The 14,987-nt window shown below is 54.3% G+C and carries 19 protein-coding genes and 1 tRNA gene; 13 read left to right on the top strand and 7 right to left on the bottom strand.

Annotated elements, in window-relative coordinates; translation table 11 throughout:
* Positions 1-62: 62 nt before the first annotated feature.
* Together Q0778_RS12185 and Q0778_RS12180 are read right to left on the bottom strand one after the other, a co-directional pair.
* The gene (locus tag Q0778_RS12185; RefSeq protein WP_298336407.1) at positions 63-1,277 is read right to left on the bottom strand and encodes an HWE histidine kinase domain-containing protein; all 1,215 of its coding nucleotides are present in this window, start codon (positions 1,275-1,277) and stop codon (positions 63-65) included.
* A 114-nt stretch (positions 1,278-1,391) separates the two neighbouring features.
* Entirely contained in the window at positions 1,392-2,210 is an 819-nt protein-coding gene (locus tag Q0778_RS12180; protein WP_298336405.1) for a DUF5522 domain-containing protein, read from the bottom strand.
* Between the two features lie 139 nt (positions 2,211-2,349).
* Here Q0778_RS12180 and Q0778_RS12175 point away from each other — a divergent pair, with 139 nt between their 5' ends.
* Positions 2,350-2,853, top strand: coding sequence for a hypothetical protein (locus Q0778_RS12175; RefSeq protein ID WP_298336403.1), 504 nt, complete (start codon positions 2,350-2,352; stop codon positions 2,851-2,853).
* Between the two features lie 253 nt (positions 2,854-3,106).
* Here Q0778_RS12175 and Q0778_RS12170 read toward each other — a convergent pair whose 3' ends face one another.
* On the bottom strand, positions 3,107-3,331 hold the full coding sequence (locus tag Q0778_RS12170) for a DUF6471 domain-containing protein (RefSeq protein WP_298336400.1): 225 nt from the start codon (positions 3,329-3,331) through the stop codon (positions 3,107-3,109).
* Positions 3,332-3,402: 71 nt separating this feature from the next.
* Between Q0778_RS12170 and Q0778_RS12165 the strand changes: the two genes are divergently transcribed.
* Positions 3,403-4,434: an IS1595 family transposase gene (locus tag Q0778_RS12165; protein ID WP_298337642.1), complete on the top strand. Its 1,032-nt coding sequence runs from the start codon at positions 3,403-3,405 to the stop codon at positions 4,432-4,434.
* Positions 4,434-4,634 carry a hypothetical protein gene (locus tag Q0778_RS12160; RefSeq protein WP_298336398.1) on the top strand — a complete coding sequence of 67 codons (201 nt, stop codon included), beginning with the start codon at positions 4,434-4,436 and terminating at the stop codon, positions 4,632-4,634. The genes Q0778_RS12165 and Q0778_RS12160 overlap by 1 nt, the downstream gene beginning before the upstream one ends.
* A 112-nt stretch (positions 4,635-4,746) precedes the next feature.
* Here the strand turns inward: Q0778_RS12160 and Q0778_RS12155 are convergent, their stop codons facing one another.
* Positions 4,747-5,175 (bottom strand): hypothetical protein, encoded by a 429-nt coding sequence (locus tag Q0778_RS12155; RefSeq protein WP_298336396.1) that lies wholly within the window; start codon positions 5,173-5,175, stop codon positions 4,747-4,749.
* A gap of 102 nt (positions 5,176-5,277) precedes the next feature.
* Here Q0778_RS12155 and Q0778_RS12150 point away from each other — a divergent pair, with 102 nt between their 5' ends.
* The 4 genes from Q0778_RS12150 (at position 5,278) to Q0778_RS12135 (ending at position 7,748) form a co-directional block, all read left to right on the top strand.
* Entirely contained in the window at positions 5,278-5,529 is a 252-nt protein-coding gene (locus Q0778_RS12150) for a helix-turn-helix transcriptional regulator (RefSeq protein ID WP_298336394.1), read from the top strand.
* Between the two features lie 163 nt (positions 5,530-5,692).
* Entirely contained in the window at positions 5,693-6,814 is a 1,122-nt protein-coding gene (locus Q0778_RS12145; RefSeq protein WP_298336392.1) for a hypothetical protein, read from the top strand.
* Positions 6,814-7,212 (top strand): hypothetical protein, encoded by a 399-nt coding sequence (locus Q0778_RS12140; protein WP_298336390.1) that lies wholly within the window; start codon positions 6,814-6,816, stop codon positions 7,210-7,212. The genes Q0778_RS12145 and Q0778_RS12140 overlap by 1 nt, the downstream gene beginning before the upstream one ends.
* The gene (locus Q0778_RS12135; RefSeq protein WP_298336389.1) at positions 7,212-7,748 is read left to right on the top strand and encodes a hypothetical protein; all 537 of its coding nucleotides are present in this window, start codon (positions 7,212-7,214) and stop codon (positions 7,746-7,748) included. The genes Q0778_RS12140 and Q0778_RS12135 overlap by 1 nt, the downstream gene beginning before the upstream one ends.
* A 45-nt stretch (positions 7,749-7,793) precedes the next feature.
* Here Q0778_RS12135 and Q0778_RS12130 read toward each other — a convergent pair.
* Positions 7,794-7,867, bottom strand: a tRNA-Gln gene (locus tag Q0778_RS12130).
* A 110-nt stretch (positions 7,868-7,977) separates the two neighbouring features.
* A complete protein-coding gene (locus Q0778_RS12125) occupies positions 7,978-8,259 on the bottom strand; it encodes a hypothetical protein (RefSeq protein WP_298336387.1) in 282 nt (93 codons plus the stop codon).
* On the opposite strand from Q0778_RS12125, the gene Q0778_RS12120 reads away from it, so the two are divergent.
* Both Q0778_RS12120 and Q0778_RS12115 read left to right on the top strand, forming a co-directional pair.
* Positions 8,233-9,369, top strand: coding sequence for a Ppx/GppA phosphatase family protein (locus Q0778_RS12120; RefSeq protein ID WP_298336385.1), 1,137 nt, complete (start codon positions 8,233-8,235; stop codon positions 9,367-9,369). The two genes, Q0778_RS12125 and Q0778_RS12120, sit on opposite strands and share 27 nt — an antisense overlap.
* 3 nt (positions 9,370-9,372) lie before the next feature.
* Positions 9,373-10,038, top strand: coding sequence for an RlmE family RNA methyltransferase (locus Q0778_RS12115; protein WP_298336383.1), 666 nt, complete (start codon positions 9,373-9,375; stop codon positions 10,036-10,038).
* Between the two features lie 22 nt (positions 10,039-10,060).
* Here Q0778_RS12115 and Q0778_RS12110 read toward each other — a convergent pair whose 3' ends face one another.
* The gene (locus Q0778_RS12110) at positions 10,061-10,735 is read right to left on the bottom strand and encodes a c-type cytochrome (protein ID WP_298336381.1); all 675 of its coding nucleotides are present in this window, start codon (positions 10,733-10,735) and stop codon (positions 10,061-10,063) included.
* A gap of 171 nt (positions 10,736-10,906) precedes the next feature.
* Here Q0778_RS12110 and Q0778_RS12105 point away from each other — a divergent pair, with 171 nt between their 5' ends.
* The 4 genes from Q0778_RS12105 (at position 10,907) to Q0778_RS12090 (ending at position 14,973) form a co-directional block, all read left to right on the top strand.
* Positions 10,907-11,827, top strand: a complete 921-nt coding sequence (locus tag Q0778_RS12105; protein ID WP_298336379.1) for a prephenate dehydratase — start codon at positions 10,907-10,909, stop codon at positions 11,825-11,827.
* Positions 11,828-11,933: 106 nt separating this feature from the next.
* The gene (locus Q0778_RS12100) at positions 11,934-12,680 is read left to right on the top strand and encodes a hypothetical protein (RefSeq protein WP_298336377.1); all 747 of its coding nucleotides are present in this window, start codon (positions 11,934-11,936) and stop codon (positions 12,678-12,680) included.
* Complete coding sequence (locus Q0778_RS12095) at positions 12,677-13,972, top strand: DUF4350 domain-containing protein (protein WP_298336375.1); 1,296 nt, start codon at positions 12,677-12,679, stop codon at positions 13,970-13,972. Before Q0778_RS12100 ends, Q0778_RS12095 begins: the two co-directional genes overlap by 4 nt.
* Positions 13,973-14,016: 44 nt before the next feature.
* Positions 14,017-14,973 (top strand): MoxR family ATPase, encoded by a 957-nt coding sequence (locus tag Q0778_RS12090; protein WP_298337639.1) that lies wholly within the window; start codon positions 14,017-14,019, stop codon positions 14,971-14,973.
* Positions 14,974-14,987 lie beyond the last annotated feature (14 nt).

Genomic DNA, 14,987 nt, shown 5'->3' with positions numbered 1-14,987 from the left:
CTGGCTTGCGACAAGTCGGCAATTCACACCACCTTTTCCTCATCGAGGGAACTTTGCACGTCCTAAACGTCTGAAGCATCGGGCTTTGAGAGTGCCTCGATGTTCGAAAGCGGAATCCATGCCGTTAGTCTCATCCCATCCGATCGCCATTCGGTTTCAACTTCAGCATCAAGCTGGCGTTTGACAATGCGGTTGATGACTTTGCCACCGAAGCCTTCGCTGCTCGGCTCAGAAACTTTCGGTCCGCCACTCTCCTCCCATGATAGCCGTAAGCGTCCGTCTCGGTCTTCCGTCCTCTTCCAGCTTACCGAAACCCGGCCCGCCTCACTTGAAAGTGCCCCGTGCTTAAGCGCATTTGCGGTCAATTCGTGAATGAACATCGCAAGCGACTGCGCCGCGGTCGGACAAATCTGCAATGAAGGGCCTTCGAGGGAAACGGAATCCTTCGGTGCAAGGCTGAGTGTTTCCCCTTCGACCAACGCAAACATATCCGAACCAGCCCACTGCGTTTGCGAAAGCAGATTGTGTGTGCGCGCCATCGATTCCAACCGCTCACGGAAATCAGCCTTATAGGTTTCGATATCGCTGTTGGAGCGAGCCGAGATTTCTGCAATCGACAAGATGATGGCGAGCAGGTTTTTCACCCTATGGTCAAGCTCGCGCATCATGAACTCGCTGCGTTCTCTATCGCCTTTGCGCTCTGTAATGTCAGCAATGATACCAACAATCACCGCGCCGCCAGGATTCTCGACGCGCGCGCAGCGCAATTGCAGCCAGATTGTTTCCTTGCTCGGCGGACAATAACGCAGCTCGAAGTCCTGAGGACTGCCATCCTCGGGCACAGCTGCAATTCTCTGGTCAAACTCGGCGCGATCTTCGTCGAAGATGTAATTTGCAAACTCAGCTTGGGTTGCGGGAGTAGGGATCTTGCCAAGTCCGACAATCTCGGCGAAACGCTGGTCCCATTCCATGCTGCTGCCATCGGTGTCAATCGTCCATACACCGATCTTGGTCACGCCCATCGTGAGCGATTGGATCAAATCCTCGGTACTAAGGTCCTTCGCGTGCTCAGCCCTCGCCTTGCACTCGGATCCTGACCGGGATTGGGCTGATTCAATGGGATTGTAAGTAACAATCACCCCACCGAAATCTGATTTATAGGGCTCCACCTGGCGACTGAATAAACGCCCATCCTCACTGCGCACTTCGCGGGTGAAGACCTTCTTTAAGGCGAGCGCTTCGCGCGCATCTTCGTCGAGATGGATGTCCTCGATCATTCATTCCCCTTAACTATCGGCCAATGCTACTGCTCCAGCGCGCTGCTTAGCAAGCAAAGTCGCTGATTTTTTGCCCGAACAGCGAAGGCCGTTGCCGTTTGTATCCGCAAAAGCTCATCCGGCTTCAGAAATCACGATCTTTGTGTGGAACTCCCCATTCTCACCAAACGCATCCACTCCCGCTGGAAGCTTAGCGATCAGATTAGCATCATAGTCATCGCCAACGGCGACACCTGGCAAATCCGCAACAATGGCGCTGATTTTGCACTGCGCTCCAGATGCTGCGAGATCTTCCAAGAGCATCGCATAGTCCGCCCTCCAGAGTGGAAACTCGAGCGACATTGCGACGGTGCGTTCGTTGGCCTTGAAGGCTTCCTCACGCCAATTGCGGATATGTTCGAGATGCAAATCACCGAAGGCGAGGTATTTGCATGCCGGCATAAGATCGAGCGCTGGCACAAGTTGCTCCACATAGTCGCGGCCCGAGTGAAGTGGCACACCGATAAGTGGAACTCCTAGTGCCTCAGCCTGGTTGATCACATCATCGATCAAGAGTTCTTGATGTGCGATAATTCTGGTGCGCACGTCAAAGGTAGTCAGCAATACAGGGGCAAATCGTTGCTTCTCCATCAGCGCACGATAGGCGAGGAAGCTGTCTTTCCCTCCGCTCCAGAAGAGAATGACCGTTTCGCCCGAGCCATTTGGCCGCGACCCGGTTAGCCAAGCGGGTTGCTGGATCCGCTGGCTGCGGCGCTTCGTGGGCACACTTTCATGTCCAAAAGGGCAATGACGGCACCCTGCTCCGCAGCATTTCCCACGCTCCGTCAGGCCCACTCTCGTAAAGACTACGAACCCTGTCTTCGGATCAGTGTAGATTGTCTCACCGCGATTGCAGGCTTCTTCGTGGAGAGACCAGTAATCGGGTTCTGTCACGTCGGCTGGTGCTCCAGTTTTGTGGACCAGCGCGAAAGGCTTGCGGTATTGGGTAGCAAACGCACAAAGGCCCACCTAGCTTGATCCAGCCCTGATCCCATACATTCCTGCTGTCCACGAAACAGCAAAGGAATAGATAATGGGCCAAACTAACCTCAGGGCTTCGCTCAAGAAGCGATACTCTCAATTGAAGGGCCAGAGGGCAGACCTAGCTCTTCGCGTTGAAGCGGTTCGCAGGGATGCGTCGAAGCTAGATGAGATGGAAGCTGAGCTTCCGAAGTTCGATCAGTTGATCGAAGCGACCGAGCTACTTCTCCGCGATAATGATCCCGACTTCGATCCCAACGAAACACCCGGCCTCAAGCCTTGGACTCATCATATCCCGGTTCCGTTCGGTCAGTGCGGACGCCGTGGGATGAAAGTCCTCAAGGAAGCCGACTGTGCAATGAGCGTCCGGCAAGTCGCCAAACAAGTGCTTTGCGAAGTTGGAGTCGATGAGCCTGAATTGGAAACCCTGCGCCGGGTGCAGAATGCAATCGAGTCCTCATTTCGCAAGTTTGACGGACGCACGGTCGAGTCCTCTGGAGAGTATCCCAAACAGTGGCGTGCCATCAATAAACCGGAGATTAAGTTCGATCCGTAGAAGTAAAGCAAAAATTGCTTTCACTGCAATCATAAGTATACATTAAATATCTGAAAATAAATGCTATTTACAAGCAGTGCGAATCACCCTAGATACGAGGATTCCAGCCCTAAAAATGGGCGGAGCCACAAACACCTGCAAGTGTTCGTGGCCCCTTGAACATCCATCCTCGTGTGAGAAGGAGGTGTCCCGCGCAGATCAACTGCGCGTTATTACGCCATACGTGACTCTTACTGTGGAGTCCATAGAATAGTTAGTCCTCGCCCAGATGGAGGTTTCGCACCTCCATCGCGGCGAGGCATTGAAAGAGGAACGCCGCAGAGAACGTGCCTCTGGCGATCTTATTCGCCACGTTTCGTTGGTTATCTTTCACACCGACATCGGCGAGCAGCTTCACGAGATCAGGCGCTTTAATCTGTCTGCGAGCCATTTCTGCTTGCAGCACACCCTTTGCGTAGCTGTTCCAGTCCCTATCCATATCATCCCTAACGAGGTTAAATCACCAAATATGATGAAAAGTCACTTGACAGACTCGGACTTATTCATCAAATTCGATGCACTTTCACTGTATCGGAGGATAAGTCGCAACATTTTCTCACTTCGGCAAGGGCTCGAACGCTTAAAGTTAAGCGTGTCGCTCGCATGTCCGAAGAAGAGGCTGTGGATGCGTTTGTAGCACTACGCTACGCCGAGACAGAGGGAGAGCCGTTCTGTCCGCATTGTCAGTGTTCAGCGGTCTACCAGTCCAACAGGAATGTGAAGAACCGTAAGACAGGTAAGGTCGTAAAGAAGCTTCGCATCTTCAAATGCGCGTCTTGCCTGCGCCAATTCTCTCCGACATCTCAGACGATCTTCGCAAGTCGCAAACTGGAATACCGAGATATTCTTCTCGCTATCGCGCTTTGGACAAACGGCGCGAAGGGAACCAGTGCCCTTGAAATGACCCGGCATCTGGGCGTGCAATACAAAACCGCCTTTGTCTTGTTTCACAAATTGAGGGAGGCAATGGGCGCTCAAGTTCACGCCGAGCGGCTTGAGGGCGAAATCGAGATGGATGGCGCATATTTTGGCGGCTACGTAAAACCTTCAACGCGGAAGGCTGGTCGGCGGGATCGCCGGAAATTGAGCAACCAATCGGGTAAAAGGAAGTGCATCACGGTCATGCGTGAACGAAACGGTCGCACTCGGCCTTTCGTTTGCAGCGAACTCGAAGGGGCCAATCTAGCTCCACAGATCATCAAGCCGGGAAGCATTCTTTATGCCGATGAGGCCAAGAGTTACGACCGCCTGCACGCACTGTTCGACATCAAACGGATCGATCACTCCAAAAGCTACGCAGAGGGTGACATCTCAACGAACCACGCAGAATCCTTCCACTCTAGGGTGAGGCGGGCCGAGCAAGGCGTCTATCACCATATCTCAGACAAAACACAGGCCTATGGAGACGAGATGGCTTGGCGTGAAAACAATCGCCGACTCTCAAATGGTGAGCAATTTCTAGCCTTAGCGTCAGCGGGGCTGCACCATCCCGTGTCGCGTCAGTGGAAAGGCTATTGGCAGCGCCGGAAGGAGGCCGCGTAGTGGCCACCTTCACAATACACTTAATGGGACAGAACCAGCCCATCACTCTCGACTTGCCTTGCGCCGACATCGACGATCTGGCGGATCAGTCCGCTACGGCCCGCTATCTGACAGGCCACATGGCGCAGGCAGATGAGGATGGTGTCTGTAGGCGTGTGATGATCGCTACGAGCCGCATTCAGTGTGCTATTGAGGCCTAGAAGAGTAGCAGCAACAGTCCGCCGAACATTAGCATCAACAGCCCCTTGATCGCGTCGCGAGCACCCTTGCTTACGACAGCAACCAAGATCAGAAGTGCGATAAACCAGAGCATCATAGCGGCTCCACATCACCAGTGCGAACATTGACCAGATAGTTTGTCTGTCCGGTCCGTTGACGGTTGTTTACGCATCCAATTCCGTAGAGCGTGGAATCGATCCTCTCAAACTCATAAGGCACGACGCATCGGTAGCCACGCGACGTGATTGATGTTCGCAGATGGTCCACCGCCTTGCGCCAACGCTTGTCCTCCTCCGGAGTGCGCTCAGCATCGCCTGAAAACGCTACTTGGATCGCATTTTCTAGTTGAGTCGTTTGCTGTTCGATTGGTGCAGGCTCAGGCTGTTGCACTTCATTGACGCTCGCCATGGCCTTCGAGGCTGACGCAGAGGCATTGCCGTCATTGAAAGTGATCTGCATGGCTGATGCTACAGCCGCCAATCCAAATGCGCCAACCAGCACGTAATTTCTGAACTTGCTCATCAAATTGCTCCCTACTCGACAACGAGAGCAATAACGCCAAAAGGTTAACAGCGGGATTCATACGCCGTGGACTGATACTCCCCTTTGCCGCGACTTGGCGATGTGGACCCTTATCTCGACATCCTCGGCCAACGCATCCGTTCAAAGCGGAAGGAACTCGGCATGTCGCAAGAAGGCTTAGCCAATGAGGCTGGGCTGGATCGCAGCTACGTTGGACGGATCGAGCGCGGCGAGCACAATCTGACATTTGTCTCATTGGTAAGGCTGTGTCGAGCGATGGGGTGTGACGTGGCTACGATAACGAGTGGCATTCCAACATCATCCAGCACATCTTTCAGGTCATCGCCTAAGTAACGGGCGGGCTATTCAGTGGCGCGTAACTTGACAAAGGATCGGATTTGTGCTAAATTTCACAAAGTCGGCTGTGAAATTATACGCTCGCAAAATGATTATTGCCTGCGTCCTCAGCTTGATCTTAGGTCCTTGTCTTTCTAACCACCCTCGGGAAGGGGAAGTCATGACAGACGAAACGCGAGAATTTAATCTACGTTACGTGGGTGCGCGTTTCGAAGGTGGGCGTCTGCCAGTGGAGGTGCTACTTGATCTCCCGGCATTCAGGGACCTCGTAGTCGCGTTTGCTAAAACTTCTTGGAAGCAAAAACATCCCGGCCGAGAGCGTGTTCCTAAAGGGTTCGACAAGAGCCTTACTTTTGACTTGCTCGATATCGCTGATGGTAGCGCAATTCCTAAGTTGGAATGGCGCGGGACGGAGCAACAACAGAACCTCCCCGGCTTTGACGGTGACCTGAAAGATGTGCTGGATGATGGGTATCGCCGGTTCGTAGCATTAGTTGCGGATGCTGAGAAAGAAAATGTTGGGAAGGCTCTTAGTTCTGAACAAATATATGCACTTAATCGTTTGGGTTCTGGGCTAAAGAATGCTGAGCGGATCGAATTTGTTGGTGCAAATGATCCAGATGGCAATGTAATCTACTTAGACTTTGCGAGGCGTCGTAAGCTGATAACAGATGCTCGTGAGACCTATCAGGTACGATTTGAGGGCTTGGGCACCTTAATTAAGAATGATGCTAACGGTTCTGTAACCATTAGGACGTTTGAATACGGCGACATGACCATAGAGCTTGACCGTCAGGCGGTTAAGGAAGAATTTGACGGCAATCTTGAGTTTGATGTTCAATTCGATCTCCAGATCGAACTGGATCATAATGATGGGTTGAAAGACGTTATCGAAGTCTACGACTTAACAGTCATTGACGAGAAAGTGAGTGAAGCATTGGCAGTTTGCCGCAATAGACTTGATGAAATGCTGGCAAAAGGCGCAGACATAGCGGGGGGTGAGGTTCCTCCTGTGACGGAAGGTGCTGTTTCCTCCGCTCACAACTTTCTAAAGCGTCGCCCTACCCTTAGTAACTCATACAAGTTCTTTCCGGGCGAGGCCGGTACGATCTTTCTTGAATTTGAAACTGAGACTTGGGACCTATCGATAATTTTCTCTTCTAGTGGCGGGGTGGAAATCTACGGAATCGCGCTTGGCGATCAGGATGATTTTGACTCAATCGAATTCGACGAGATTAGTGACGAGTTTTTGGCTGAATTCGATCAGAGGGTCGCGAACTGATGAGTGACCAGATTCATGATAGCGACGAAGTGCTCTTTCGTCAGGTTCACCCAGATTTCATTCAGAATGGCGAACCTGTTAGCCATCGATTTTATCCTCAGTCGAACGATGACGGAAAATTGTCTGTTGATCGTGGTGGGATAACGACAGCCGAGCACTCCCATCTGCTTTATACGAGTAGCGGAAAGCAGTCGCAGGCAGTCTTTGGTGTGTCTGTCGGTGAGTTTGCTAGTGAAACAGTGCCAGTCTACGCAGCACCAACTGAAGAGACTGAAGATCATCCAGCAAACGATGCGCACGCACTCGCGGACTATACGAACCATGGCACCTCACAGCAGCGAAAGATTGGTAAGCGCCTCAAGCGCCAAGCTTTGGCTAGGGGCCAGCTACATCCGTAATGGTTTTAGCATATTTGCTGGCGGACGCAGTGACTGATCTGGATTGGATAGCGGTATATGCCGCGCTGCTCAGCACTTTCATTTTTGTTAGAGAATGGCGAGACAACCGTGTCCGGCTAAAGGTAACTGTTTCGCACGGAGTCGATGCTGAAAAACATGAAGGCGTCTGCGCAGTTATTCGCATATCAAACTTGGGTCACCGTCCACTAGTGTTGTTTGGCGTCGGGCTGATGTGGAACTATCGACGCGTAAGTCTCGCCGAGCGGATCAGGCATATGGTTCTCTACAAACGCTTCCCACGCCGTATTGGTTGGGTGCGTGGGCATCTGCCCGAAGACCATAAAGCCGATGACCTTCCAAGAGCTATCGATCCCCTGAATTCGGTGGATGTTTGGGTTCCTTTCGACAAGATTGATGAAGCTATCGATGAGGGGAACAATGTGATCATCGCCTACGCGCAAGATGCGCTAGGCCGAAACAGCTACAGTCAAGAATTCACGATGAGAGGCGTGAAGCTACTCGAAGCAGTCGAATAAGTTCCGATCACACCTTTGTGCGTTTGCTACCTAATACCGAAGGCTTGGATGCCCCGTGAGGATTCGAACCTCAATTGACGGAGTCAGAGTCCGTAGTCTTACCATTAGACGACGGGGCATGATCGCTTCCCACATATGACACAGTGTTCAGATTTCATCTGCACCTGTGACGAGAGACGCGCCTGTTAAGTTTGCAGGTGCCAGGGGTCAAGACCAAGCTTGCTTGCTCTTAGCTGCACCTTGGTTTACCTTCTACCTCAGGTGCCGATGCAACAGGCGTATCGGTGAAATGGAAGAATGACTTATGGCGGATACGCTTCCGCCGGACGGAAAGAAAAGAGCTGGCAAAAGACGGAGCGGTAAGTCCGGCAAAGTAGCCGATTTTCGGTACAAGCGCTCCAGTCAGCAAAGCAAGGCCAACCCCAAACGCGCCAGTCAGAAGCGGGCCAGCAAAAAGGGTAACCTTGCGAACAACAGGAATGATGTGAGCGGTCGCGACAATCGCAGCCATTCGAAAGCTTGCAATCCTCGATCGAACAGCAAGCAATTCGCGCGAGCCCCAAACACTGGCGGTCCTCGTCCAGGGGAAGCCTATGCAGCGCTTGATCTGGGTACCAATAACTGCCGTTTGCTGATCGCACGCCCTTCGGGACGCGACTTTACGGTGATTGATGCCTTTAGCCGCGTTGTGAAACTGGGCGAAGATCTTACCACAAGTGGTCGCCTTTCCGACGATGCAATGGAACGCACGATGAGCGCCCTCGCGATTTGCGCGGAAAAGCTGCGTCGCCGCAATGTACGGCTCGCTCGCTCGGTCGCCACGGAAGCGTGCCGCAGAGCATCGAATGGCGAGGCATTCATTGAGCGTGTCCGTCGCGAAACGGGGATCGCGCTCGACATTATCAGTGCGGAAGAAGAAGCTCGGCTCGCGGTTCTCGGATGCCACATCCTGCTCGAATCCGGTGAGGGCCCAGCGGTGATTTTCGATATCGGCGGCGGCTCGACCGAGTTGGTACTGTTAGAGCCCGGAGAGAAAATCCCGCAGATCCTCGACTGGCAAAGTGTGCCATGGGGCGTGGTTTCGCTGACTGACACAGTGGGCTCGGTCAATACAGATGGACTCTCCTCCAAAGACGCACGCCTCGCCCGCTATGCCGAGATGCGCAGAGTGGTTTCCGACAGTTTCGAACCCTTTGCAAATCGGATTGCAAAGGCTGCGGCTTGTGATGACATCCGACTGCTCGGCACCAGCGGTACTGTGACCACTCTGGCCAGTCTGCATCTCGAATTGCCGCACTATGATCGCAAGGCCGTCGACGGACTGATCGTTCCATCATCCTCGATGCGTAACATAAGCGAACGACTTTCAGGCATGTCACCGGCCGAACGCAGCGAACTGCCATGTATCGGACAGGATCGCGCGGACCTGGTGGTGGCAGGTTGCGCTATATTGGAGTCAATTCTCGACCTGTGGCCTGCAAAGCGGTTAGGCGTTGCGGACCGCGGCATTCGCGAAGGTATATTGCGTAGCATGATGGCAGCTGAGCGTCAGGGAGAACGCAGCCGTCAATCTTTGCATGACGCCCGCGCTGACAGCCCTCAACAAAGTGCAGCAGGATAAAAGATGACACGCTCAGGCCGCAATCCGGATCGGCGGGTCAAAACCGCCAAGAAACGCAGCGAAAGTTCGACGCGTTGGTTACAGCGTCAGCTCAATGACCCCTATGTGAAACAGGCCAAGACGGACGGCTATCGCAGCCGCGCAGCTTACAAATTGATCGAGCTTGATGAGAAATTCGGGCTTATCCGAGGCGCCAAGCGCGTGGTTGATTTGGGAATTGCACCTGGCGGTTGGAGCCAGGTCGTGCGCGCAAAATCGCCCAAGGCAGAGATCGTCGGAATTGATCTTTTGCCGACTGAGCCCATCGAAGGTGTCACTATCCTCGAGATGGACTTTATGGATGATGCAGCGCCCGCGCGGCTGGAAGAGGCCTTGGGAGGTGCGCCAGATCTGGTCCTGTCAGATATGGCAGCAAACACCGTCGGCCATAAACAAACCGATCACCTGCGGACGATGGGTCTTGTCGAAGCGGGGGCATGGTTTGCCGTTGAGACGCTTGAACAAGGCGGGGCATTCGTTGCCAAAGTCTTGGCTGGAGGCACCGATGCCGAGCTCCTCAAACTGCTGAAGACACATTTTAAGACGGTCAAGCATGCCAAGCCACCAGCAAGCCGCAAGGGCTCATCCGAATGGTATGTTGTGGCTCAAGGATTTAAGGGGCGCGACTAAGATCGTGCTCTTACAAAGCTGGTTAGCCTGCTGCCGCCTCAGCCGTTTCTTCTGAAGCGCCTTCAGCAACATCTTGCTCGGCTTCCGCCTCATTGACTTCGGCAGCAATCGCTTCGGCTTCGGCCTCTTCGACCACGTCAGCTACATAGCTTGGCACCTCTAGGTTCGAACCAAAAGTGTTGAGATATAGTGCAAGCGCTGCACGGTCTTCGATCTTAGAAAGTCCAGCGAAGCCCATGCTGGTGCCATCGATATAGCCGCGCGGGTTATCGAGCCAATCGTTCATCTCTTCCCAGCCCCAATTGGCATCGGTGCTTGCAAGAGCGTTCGAATAGCTGAAGGAGGCATTGTTTCCGAACTTGGCCCCCATGATCCCGTAAAGGTTGGGGCCAACGCCGTTTGCGCCGCCCTGCTCAACCGTGTGGCAAGCTGCGCATTTTGCGAAGACACGCTCACCGGCTGATACATCAACGCCGTCCATGTTGAGCGCTGCCGCCATAGTCATCTCGGCAGCTGCACCGCCTTCTTCTTCTACGCCCTCGATCACGTAGCCGAGTGTTTCAGGACGCTCTGGCTTGTCTGCATGGAAAAACTTGCCGCTCAGAACCGAAAGGCCCAAGCCAACGATGCCAGCAAAAAGCACCCAGCCTGCGGCGGTATTGAAAAGATCGCCTGATCCCGCGTTGTTCTCTGACATGTTTGAGTTGTCCTGTGTCATCCCGGCGCCCCCATAATCTGGCCTTGGTCACTGTGCAAGATCAATCGCATCATCAATTGGTGCATCAAATACAATCCGGTTGATCACAATCTATGGCTCGAGACCTAGGGCTTGCTACTGTGTTGGGGGAAGGATAGCACCCGGTCCGCTATGATGAGCTTTCCGGACCTTGCCCTCCCCATTGTGGAACAGTTGCGCGCAGAGGCGCAAAGCAACCCTGCCAAAGCGATTGCGTTCCAGGGTTCACCCGGAGCCAACTCACACCGTGCTGCGCTGGAAGCGCGCCCCAATATGGCACCGCTTCCCTGCTATGGTTTTGCCAATGCTATCGATGCGGTCAAATCAGGTGAGGCTGGCCAAGCGATTATTCCGATTGAGAATTCTCACAACGGCCGGGTGGCTGACATCCATTTCCTTCTGCCCGAGAGCGGGCTTTCGATTGTGGGGGAATACTTCCTTCCCATTCACCACGCTCTGATGGCTCCGCCTACTGCTGAAGGCGGGCCTAAGCCCAGTCTTGCATCGATCAAGGGCGCCTACAGCCACCCGCAAGCGCTGGGTCAGTCTCGCGCATTCTTGCGTGAGCACGATATAGTCCCCCTAGATTTCGTCGATACGGCTGGCGCAGCCGCACATGTTGCGAAGCTTGGCGACCGTACGATTGGTGCAATTTCTCCAGCCATTTCGGCAGAGCTTTACGGGCTCGAGATTGTCGAGGACCACGTCGAGGATGCTCATGACAATATGACGCGGTTTGTGATTCTCGCGGACAAGCCAACTTTTCTGTCGGTTGATCCGGACAAGCCCGCAATGACGACCTTCATTTTTGACGTAAAGAACATCCCGGCTGCACTCTACAAAGTACTGGGCTGTTTCGCGACCAATGGGGTCAATATGACCAAGCTCGAAAGCTATCAGGTCGGCGCAAGTTTCTCAGCAACTCGCTTTTATGCCGACATCATCGGTATACCGGGCGATCCGGCGGTGGATCGCGCGCTCGAAGAATGCGCCTTCCATTCCAAGGAACTGCGTATTTTGGGCACCTATGAACAGGCACGCAAACGCGGTTGAACCAAGTTCCCCGTTTCTCCTATGGTGCCAGATGACCATTTTGGTGTGATTTGAAGCGCGAAGCTTGTTGCTTGCATGGATAACCCATGCCACCCCTTCGCTCAGCATGATTCCCCCCTCGCCGAACAATGGCTTAGCGCCCGACGACAGCGTCTCTTCACCAGTGCAAGGTCCGCTTGCGGAGACCGGCCCGTCAGAGCCGGTTGGCTGGCGCGAATTGCGCGGCGATACCGATATTCAGTTCGACGAGTTTTCCATGGCCGCTCCCGAAGTGCGCACGCCCGGATGGTTCGATGGGCTTTGGGGCGCATTTGCCGAATTTATGGCAAGTCTTTTGGGCCCTGTGGGCGACTTTCTCGTACGCAATTGGCACATTCTAAAATGGCTGCTCCTCGGGCTTTTGGCCATATTCGTGCTCTATTGGCTTGTGCGCAGCTTGGGCCGGATGGCACGAATCCAGTTTAATGCGAACGATGCCGCAACTGGCGCCAACAGCGATCCAAACTGGCAACCCAATCGAGAAGAGAGCTTAGCGTTGCTCGAGGATGCCGACAGGCTAGCGGCACAGGGACGCTTTGATGAAGCGACGCATTTGTTGCTCAAACGCAGCGTCAGTCAGATCGCCAAAGCTCAGCCCAGCTGGGTCGATCCCAGCAGCACAGCACGAGAGCTCGCTGTGCTTCCCGCATTATCAGATCGCGCTCGTCGAGCTTTTCGTACAATCGCCGAGCGGGTTGAACGCAGCTTGTTCGCTCTTCGGGCATTAGACCAAAGCGATTGGGAGGCCGCGCGCGCGGCCTACGCAGACTTTGCAAGCATCTCCATCAGCCGCCAGTCAGCGGGCGCTGCATGAGCGAGGCATTGGCTTCTCCTTCGCAGGGTTCCGCAGTCCGAACGGCCTCACCCTTCACCCGCGGCTCTGTTTTGGCAATCCTGGTGGTGGGTTTCAGTGCCTTTGTCGCAATGCTCTATTTCCTAGGGGCGGGCGATACCGGCGGTGAAAGCGCGAACCGAAATGCGCACGCCTCGTCCAATGCGCTCCACGGTTTTGCTGGTCTAACGCGATTGCTTGAGGCGAATGGGTATAACGTTGAGAAATCACGGGAGCGTAGCGGGCTGGAAACTCCAGACCTTCTGATCCTGACACCGACACGAAGCACCAATCCGGATGACTTTGCTGAAATCCTAGAGAGCAGGCAATATCAAGGTCCAACTCTAGTGATTTTGCCCAAGTGGATTGCTGCCAGACCTCAAGGGGAGGTGGCTGAGGAAGACGAAGAGCGCGTGCAAGATGATTGGGTGCAGTTGATCTCACCATACTCGCCGGAATGGGCGGGCGAGTTACCAGAGCTGTATTCTATGAATCTGTCGGTGGAGTTTAAGGAACAACCAGCCCGGTGGGGCGGGATGCGATTTGCCGGGCAGCTTCCGATGAACAGTATCCTATCAAGCGAGCACAACCCTAATCATGAAGCGCTCGTCATAGATGACAACGGTCGCCGATTGGCCCTTAACGTAATCGGTCAAGAAGGAACCTATTTCTATGACGAAGCACATTGGCTTACTATCGTGGTCGAACCTGATCTGATGAACAATCATGGACTTGCTGATCCCGCTCGCGCCGCTCTTGCGCTCGCGTTGATTGAACAGGCGGGATACGATGAAAAAAGGGTGACGTTCGACTTAACAATGGTCGGCATTGGCGGTGCAACCAATCTGCTCACCCTTGCGTTTCGCCCGCCGTTCCTGGCAGCAACGCTATGCTTGATCCTCGCGACGCTTATTGTTGGTTGGCGGGCTTTCTTGCGGTTTGGGCCCGTCGTTGCACAGAGCCAAGAAGCAAGGTTCGGTAAAACGCAACTGGTGACCAATGGCGCTGGCCTGATCGTTCGCGCCGGACGCCTGCAACTACTGGCTGAACCCTTTGCAAACCTGGCTCAGCGCAAGGTCGCGCGCGCGCTTGGCCTTAGCAATCCGGATGCCGACGCAATCGACGCAGCTCTGGCGCAGCGATTACCGGATGAAGAGCCGTTTTCTAACCGCGTGGACAAGCTGAAAAGCGCAAGCCGCGCTGGCGAGGTCTTACGCGCAGCGCAAAGCCTCAACAATCTTGCCTCCAAGGTAACAGGGATTTCCAAACGATGAGCATCAGCGACCCCCAATCAAGCACGCCCCCATTGAGCGGCACCATGTCGCTTGGCGATGTGCGCTCCCTTGCAAGCAGCATCCGTAGCGAGATCGCAAAAGCGATCGTCGGACAGGAGGCGATGGTGGACCAATTGCTGGTCGCCATGATTGCCCAAGGTCATGTCCTCTTGGAAGGGCCTCCGGGCACCGCCAAAACCTTTCTCGCGCAGGCATTTTCTACTGCGCTCGGCCTTGAATTTGGCCGCATCCAGTTCACACCCGACTTGCTCCCCGGCGATATTCTGGGTTCGAACCTGTTTAACTTCCAAACAAGCCAGTTCACGCTTACGCGCGGGCCAATCTTTTGCGAGCTGTTGCTAGCCGATGAGATTAACCGCACACCGCCCAAGACGCAGGCTGCTTTGCTTGAAGCCATGCAAGAGCGCCGGGTGACTTTGGACGGAGAAACTCATCAACTCCCTTCACGTTTTATGGTAGTGGCGACGCAAAACCCGATCGAAAACCAAGGGGTCTACCCTTTACCAGAGGCGCAACTCGATCGCTTCTTGTTCAAGCTCCTCGTGCCCTATCCCGATGAGGCCGATGAGGCACGGATTGTTGCAAATTTTGGTTCACGGCAAGGCCCGCAGCATCCGTCTGATCTTGGAGTTAGCCCGGTTGCCAGTGCAGAAAGCCTTGCCGCCGCCACGGCTGCGCTCTCACAAGTTACATTAGCCGAAGAAGTTGCGGGCTACGTCGTCCGGCTGGTGCGAGCGACGCGCGAACATGTTGATCTTTCAGTAGGCGCATCGCCTCGTGCAGCCGTTATGCTTGCCGGCGCTGCTAAAGCACGGGCCGCTCTGGAGGGCCGTGACTATGTCATACCCGATGATGTGAAAGCGCTCGCGGTGCCGGTGCTGCGCCACCGCTTAACCTTGAGCCCAGCGGCAGAAATTGAGGGGCGCGATATTGAAGCGCTGGTTGCCGAGCTTATCGAGATGACTGAGGCACCCAGGTAGCCCCTCTCGTGCTT

Origin of the sequence: uncultured Erythrobacter sp. (genome assembly GCF_947502395.1) — a bacterium.
GTDB lineage: Bacteria > Pseudomonadota > Alphaproteobacteria > Sphingomonadales > Sphingomonadaceae > Erythrobacter.
This window is presented reverse-complemented; position numbering and strand designations above follow the sequence as displayed.

Coding starts and splice junctions, on each gene's coding strand:
- Q0778_RS12185 (WP_298336407.1), bottom strand. CDS start 1,277: ATGATCGAGGACATCCATCTCGACGAAGATGCGCGCGAAGCGCTCGCC.
- Q0778_RS12175 (WP_298336403.1), top strand. CDS start 2,350: ATGGGCCAAACTAACCTCAGGGCTTCGCTCAAGAAGCGATACTCTCAA.
- Q0778_RS12170 (WP_298336400.1), bottom strand. CDS start 3,331: ATGGATAGGGACTGGAACAGCTACGCAAAGGGTGTGCTGCAAGCAGAA.
- Q0778_RS12155 (WP_298336396.1), bottom strand. CDS start 5,175: ATGAGCAAGTTCAGAAATTACGTGCTGGTTGGCGCATTTGGATTGGCG.
- Q0778_RS12145 (WP_298336392.1), top strand. CDS start 5,693: ATGACAGACGAAACGCGAGAATTTAATCTACGTTACGTGGGTGCGCGT.
- Q0778_RS12140 (WP_298336390.1), top strand. CDS start 6,814: ATGAGTGACCAGATTCATGATAGCGACGAAGTGCTCTTTCGTCAGGTT.
- Q0778_RS12135 (WP_298336389.1), top strand. CDS start 7,212: ATGGTTTTAGCATATTTGCTGGCGGACGCAGTGACTGATCTGGATTGG.
- Q0778_RS12125 (WP_298336387.1), bottom strand. CDS start 8,259: ATGGCTGCGATTGTCGCGACCGCTCACATCATTCCTGTTGTTCGCAAG.
- Q0778_RS12115 (WP_298336383.1), top strand. CDS start 9,373: ATGACACGCTCAGGCCGCAATCCGGATCGGCGGGTCAAAACCGCCAAG.
- Q0778_RS12110 (WP_298336381.1), bottom strand. CDS start 10,735: ATGTCAGAGAACAACGCGGGATCAGGCGATCTTTTCAATACCGCCGCA.
- Q0778_RS12105 (WP_298336379.1), top strand. CDS start 10,907: ATGATGAGCTTTCCGGACCTTGCCCTCCCCATTGTGGAACAGTTGCGC.
- Q0778_RS12100 (WP_298336377.1), top strand. CDS start 11,934: ATGATTCCCCCCTCGCCGAACAATGGCTTAGCGCCCGACGACAGCGTC.
- Q0778_RS12095 (WP_298336375.1), top strand. CDS start 12,677: ATGAGCGAGGCATTGGCTTCTCCTTCGCAGGGTTCCGCAGTCCGAACG.
- Q0778_RS12090 (WP_298337639.1), top strand. CDS start 14,017: ATGTCGCTTGGCGATGTGCGCTCCCTTGCAAGCAGCATCCGTAGCGAG.